At 54.8% G+C, this 5,630-nt stretch carries 5 protein-coding genes and 1 pseudogene; 5 read left to right on the top strand and 1 reads right to left on the bottom strand.

The genetic code is table 11. The features are described from left to right. Together RW023_RS08340 and RW023_RS08335 are read left to right on the top strand one after the other, a co-directional pair. Window positions 1-349, top strand: a pseudogene (locus tag RW023_RS08340) (hypothetical protein); the annotation flags it as partial. Next, window positions 346-1,140 (top strand): hypothetical protein, encoded by a 795-nt coding sequence (locus tag RW023_RS08335; protein ID WP_315580751.1) that lies wholly within the window; start codon window positions 346-348, stop codon window positions 1,138-1,140. The pseudogene RW023_RS08340 and the gene RW023_RS08335, both read left to right, overlap by 4 nt. Window positions 1,141-1,233: 93 nt before the next feature. Here the strand turns inward: RW023_RS08335 and RW023_RS08330 are convergent, their stop codons facing one another. Beyond that, window positions 1,234-1,968, bottom strand: coding sequence for a TetR/AcrR family transcriptional regulator (locus tag RW023_RS08330; protein WP_315580750.1), 735 nt, complete (start codon window positions 1,966-1,968; stop codon window positions 1,234-1,236). 198 nt (window positions 1,969-2,166) lie between these two features. Between RW023_RS08330 and RW023_RS08325 the strand changes: the two genes are divergently transcribed. From RW023_RS08325 to RW023_RS08315, 3 genes are all read left to right on the top strand, one after another. After that, complete coding sequence (locus RW023_RS08325; RefSeq protein WP_315580749.1) at window positions 2,167-3,012, top strand: aldo/keto reductase; 846 nt, start codon at window positions 2,167-2,169, stop codon at window positions 3,010-3,012. An 86-nt stretch (window positions 3,013-3,098) separates the two neighbouring features. Then, window positions 3,099-3,512, top strand: a complete 414-nt coding sequence (locus RW023_RS08320; RefSeq protein WP_314968265.1) for an ACT domain-containing protein — start codon at window positions 3,099-3,101, stop codon at window positions 3,510-3,512. Window positions 3,513-3,562: 50 nt separating this feature from the next. Further along, window positions 3,563-4,879 (top strand): DUF4921 family protein, encoded by a 1,317-nt coding sequence (locus RW023_RS08315; protein ID WP_315580748.1) that lies wholly within the window; start codon window positions 3,563-3,565, stop codon window positions 4,877-4,879. Window positions 4,880-5,630 lie beyond the last annotated feature (751 nt).

Below are 5,630 nucleotides of genomic sequence, written 5' to 3'. Positions count from 1 at the left end.
TCCGCGTCCCGCAAGTTACACGCCAGGATTCCCTCCCCGTCCCGCAAGTTACACGGGTGCTCCGACGACGGGATCACCCATCCCCGCTTCTCCAATGGCTCCGGCAAAGCCGAAGAATCCTAAGCCTCCGAAGAAACCCCGCGATAAGCAGAAGACTTGGACCATTACCTTCACTGTCCTGAGCGTTCTTTTCATAGTGCTTGGCTTCCTCTTCCTTGGCGCAGCGTCACGTAACAATGCGCGAGCCAACACGGTCAATGTAGAACTTCAGCCAGCACGTCAGTCCATCAGCGAATTGCAAAAGCAAGTCGATACGTTGAATAAGCAGCTCGGGGAGGCAGGCAAGTGAGCACGAACGGACCCCAGATTCCGAATCAGGGACAGGCAGCAAGCGCCACCCAAGCCCAGGCCTCGACAGAGGCAAGCCACGCTGAAACAGGACAGCAAAAGGCAGCTGCACCCAAGACCGGTTCATCGAAGCGCTTATTTCTGATTACCGCGATCGTCTGTGCCGTGTCATTGATCTTTGCATTAGTGACTTTCACGCAGAATATGGTCGCTTTGAATAGGTACCACTCGTTGGAGAATGAATCTTCGCAGTTGGAACAGCAGGCGCAGACCCTCCAGAAGCAAGTCGACGAGGCACAGACGAAGCTCGCAGAAAAGCAGGTTAAACCCTGGTGCGATTCCGTGAACGCTGACTCAACAGGCACGCAAGAGAAGATCAACCAGCTTCTTAAGCAGCTCAAGATGATCGATCCCGATGGAAAGAGCGTTCGAAACGTCTGCGGTGAAAAATACTCAGCACTGACCGACTCGCTGGATTACTCTCGCGTGAGCTCGCACACCGAAAACATATCGATCAAGTGTGAAGCAGACGGCAACCACGTTCGCGTCAGCGGAAAGATCGATCAATTCAAGGGCCCGGAATTTGCCCAAAAGACAAAGACGAAGGCCGATCTCACCTTGACGATCACCTACACCCTCGAGGGCACAACCGATACTGCAACCAGCAGCGTCAAGGTCACTGATGTCACTCCGGGTGGTTCGAAAGACTGGAACACCGAGGCGGACCTTCCCGGTCGGGCACTCACCTGCCGAGTCACAAACCTGCAGTGGTGGCCAAGCGATCTGAAGTAGAACGCTTGATGCTTCGGCAGTTATAGCTTGAGGGGGTACGCACCGTGGCGTACCCCCTCAACACGTATTACCTCAGCTTTTTGAGCCGCTAACTCAGCTATTTGCAAGTACCTGGCGGACCAAGGGGATCAGCTTTTCACGCGAAGGATCCACGGCCTCGGCAAGGAACTGCTCACGGTCAGCACCCTCAAGTCCCTGAGTGACTGGCTGCGCACTGTCCTTGGGGACTGAGAATCCAAAGACGATCACGTCGATGATCTTTCGGATCGGCATCTGATTGGCTTCGGCAGAGTCATTGACACTACCCAGAGCCTCGAGATAGAAGATCGAGAGAATCTCTCCCATGATGTTGGTTGGCAGTAGTGCGCGGCGTCCCATGCGGTCCAGGGCGGATTCGAGCATCTGGGTCACGAAATCGGCAAGCTGATTGCGCTGATTTCCTGGAATTCCCTCTGCATCAGGGTGACGCATTTGGTACAGGCGGTATTCCATCAGGAGGATATACGCCGTTCGCCCCTGCGCAGAAAGACTGTCGAGGGTATCAACAATGCGTTCTAGAGTGAGCGGCCCTTCGATTGAATCAAAGGCTTGCGTCATTTCTGTTAATAGCCGCGTTGAGTATGCAATAAATGCATCTTCCAACAACTCATCCATATTCGAATAATTCGAATAGAAGGCACCACGGGTGAATCCGGCGCGGGCCACGACCTCGTCAATCTTGGTCCCTGCGAAACCTCGCTCCACCAGAATTTCAATGGCGGCGTCAACCAGGCGTGAACGCGTATTCGCTCGCGCTCTGCTTTCGCCTTCTGCACGCTTCTTAACCACAGCCACCTCCGCGGTATATCTAACTACCTCGAAAAGTCTAACGAGCTTTTCCCGCTGACACACGCGGAAAATAAGGGATTTTCACGCTTTAAGACCCAAATTTGGGGCTACGAAAGTCACAGCTCCACCACGGGGGCATATTATGTGTTTCAGAGCATATCTTTTTGGCACTTTATACGTTTTTGTATCGGAGTTTTTATGGGTCAGTCAATTGCATTCCTGCCTTTGAATTCGGGCGCTTCTATTCCTCAATTTGGCTTTGGGACCTACAAACTGACCGGTCAAGACGCATATGACGGTGTTCGTGATGCACTCGAGTTGGGATACCGTCATATCGATACGGCACAGATGTATGGGAACGAGGCCGAGGTAGGCCGCGCGCTAACCGATGCTCCTATCGCACGCGAGGAGATCTTCGTCACTTCTAAGCTCAATAATCCCAATCACGAGCCCGATGTTGCTCGCGAGAGCCTTCAGCGCTCATTGGAGGACTTGCAGCTGGACTATCTGGATCTGTTCTTGATCCACTGGCCGCTTCCGATGTTCTATGGAGGCGATATCATGCCCACCTGGCGCGCAATGGAAAGCTTTATGGATGAGGGTCTGGTGCGCTCTATCGGGGTCTCTAATTTCGAGGCCCATCACCTTGCCCCGATCCTTGAGCAGGGACGCATCATGCCTGCTGTTAACCAGATCGAGTCTCACCCTTACTTCGCAAACCGCGAGCTTCACCGCTTTAACGCCGAGCATGGAATTATTACCGAGGCCTGGGCTCCCTTGGCTCGAGGCGCTGTCCTGAGCGAACCAAGCGTCATTGAGATTGCACGCGAGGTCGGTGCACGCGAATCTCAGGTGGTTTTGCGTTGGGCACTTCAGCGGGGAGACGTTGTCTTCCCCAAGGCCTCGTCACACGAGCGCCGGGCAGAAAACCTTGATGTTTCGGGCTTCGAGTTGAGTGCGGAGCAGATGGCTCGAATCGATGCATTGGACCGCGGAGAAGCTGGGCGCACTGGTAAGCACCCCGATGTTATGGACCGGATGTAAGACTTTCGCTTCAGGCGCAACTTATATCGTTTTTCGATGTGAGACAGGGCCGTATTTTGTGGGTACCGCTGGGCTATCGTGAAGCTATGACACATGCATCTTCGACGGATCTTGATCGCGTCCTTGCGTCTCTTGATCCCACACCCAGCGGTACTTACGTATTTTCCTTGGTTGACGAAATCCCCCAGAATGTCGACATTTTTGCAGTGATCCGCGACGAAGATTCCTACACAGTGGTTGTCGAGGAAGACGCCGCTCGTGAAGCAGGAATCAACCCCGATGAGCTGTACACGCGAATTGACCTGGGTTCTTCGACCGAGCTTGCCGCAATCGGCATTACTGCATCGATCGCTCAGATCCTTGCTGCGCGTTCAATTACTGCGAATTTCATTGCCAGCCGCCGCCACGATCACCTCTTTGTTCAGCCTGATCGCGCTCAGGAGGCAACGGCTCTTCTCGAAGATCTGGGAAGGCGCGCAAAGGGCTGGCTGCCCGCCTGAAATTTTCCTGTTCATCAGACGCGCAAGGGCGTTCGGAATAAAGTAGGAGCATGGCTGTACTACCCACGGGAAGCGATGAGGCAATCCTCCGTCTAGCCGACGGCACGGTGAAACAGCGAAATCTTTTGACCGGAACTGAAGTGTGGACGGTTCCCGGTCGAGCTCATCGCCCCCTGACTCGTCCCGGTTCCACGCCACCCCTGATTGATCATGATGCCGACGGGCATCATTGTGCATTCTGCTCGGCGCGCTATCTCGAGACTCCACCGGAGAAGGCCCGTGTGATTCGCACACACTCAGGGGAATGGGAAACTCTCCACGGCCTCGGCGCTGAGGAACTTGGAGATACAGTGGCTGAGTTTAGGCGAATTCCCAACCTTTTTGAAATCGTTTCGTACAACTATTGGCACCTCAACCACGGTCATGTTCCTTCCGAGGCCGAGAGGCGCAGGATGGCGGAATACCTAGCCTCCCCACAGGGGTACGACCACGTGATGCACGTGGTCCGCGCACGCTTCATGGCCTCGGGAGGGAGCGAAGAAGAGTTCGCCGCCCTTTCGGATTCTGAGAAACTCAGCCAAGCGAATGGGTTCTTTTCCGGCGGGCATGATCTGATTGTTGGGCGACGTCACTACGTTGATGGAGCGAAGGATACGTCCCAGTTAGCTTCGGCTGGGACGCTGACGCCCGAGGAACACTTCCAGTACATGTCGATGACCGTGCGGGCGATGCGGGACCTGTACGACTTAGATCCCGCCGTGAAGTACGTGGTGGCTTTCCAGAACTGGCTCAAGCCTGCGGGGGCGTCTTTTGATCACCTGCACAAGCAGCTTGTGGCGATTGATGAGTTCTCGACGCAGACGCATGACGAGATTGAGCGCGTGCGCACCTATCCGGGGATCTATGACGAGCTCTTGAAGATCGCCGCGACCCGTGGGCTGATTTTGGCACAAAACGATCATGCTGTGGCCATGGCTGGGTTTGGGCATCGCTATCCGTCCTTGGCGATTTGGCCGCTTCATGCGCCGGCTGAGCCTTGGGAGTACTCCCCCGAGCAATTACGAGGCATCAGCGACCTTGTGCACGCAATGCACGCGGCGACGGGGGCGGAGGTTCCGTGTAACGAGGAGTGGTACTACCGGCCTCCGAGTTCATCGATTCCTATGCGCATGAGGATTTTGATCAAGTGGAGGATTTCAACGATCGCCGGTTTTGAAGGCGGGACAAGGATTTACCTCAATACGATTGATCCGTGGTCTGTGCACCAGCGGATACTGGAACGCCTGGTTGTCATGCGCGATGAGTGTTCGATCGCACAGATGAAGCTGGGTGAGGAGTGCAAGGTCACACCGCTGCTACTGAGGTAAGGGCTCGAGTAAGTTGTCGTTGCTCGTTTGCTGTTTGCACGCGGTCAAGATGATCGAGTTCCCGGCTTTTCAGGCATGACAAAGGCGAGAGACCCGAGGCCTGCCCGGGGTAACTGGTGGGCTGGCTGGCTTCCCTCGCCTTTACAAATGTCGGGCCTTCGGCCCCCGCGTTAAACCGAGCTGTTATTTCAAGCCTGGCGGAGGGTACCAACCCGACAGGTCGAGCATAACAGGGATTTATCAGGAAATCTAGGCTTGGCTTGCTCTGTATGTACACCAAGAAACAGCATGGAAATTGTTTGGGCGGCAAGCAGCAGTGAGACAACATTGATTTGGAGCCCCGCGTGTGCGGGGAGTAGATGAGGGGTTGCCTTTTATGTTCTGGCTTGTTAGGATTTAGGTGCCGAGCCGGTATCCCCCGCGAGCCTGAAATAAAGTGGCCGAGAGAAAGTGGAGGGCCGATAACTCGGCCTTTATTTTTGAAAACCCATCCCCGCCGTGTGCGGGGAAACTCGGCCTTCTGCTCGGGCACAGGCGGTGTTGCCTTTGTTTCCTCGGGGTCTCTTCAGCGGTGTTCTGCTCGTTCACGAAGGGATCGCCTATCGTAGATCGGTTTGATAGGAGTGGAGATGCCGGGTTAGTACCCCTCCACCAAGCTTGAAATAATAGCTCGTAAGAAAGCGGGGGCCGAACACCCGGGTTAATGCCCGAAATGTGTGTATGAGATTGTTGTTTTTCTTTGTGGGGTGTG

It is taken from the genome of uncultured Actinomyces sp. (assembly GCF_963542285.1).
GTDB lineage: Bacteria > Actinomycetota > Actinomycetes > Actinomycetales > Actinomycetaceae > Pauljensenia.
This window is presented reverse-complemented; position numbering and strand designations above follow the sequence as displayed.

Bases quoted from the DNA above. Each gene is read 5' to 3' on its own strand.
- RW023_RS08325 (WP_315580749.1), top strand. From the start codon at position 2,167: ATGGGTCAGTCAATTGCATTCCTGCCTTTGAATTCGGGCGCTTCTATT.
- RW023_RS08320 (WP_314968265.1), top strand. From the start codon at position 3,099: ATGACACATGCATCTTCGACGGATCTTGATCGCGTCCTTGCGTCTCTT.
- RW023_RS08315 (WP_315580748.1), top strand. From the start codon at position 3,563: ATGGCTGTACTACCCACGGGAAGCGATGAGGCAATCCTCCGTCTAGCC.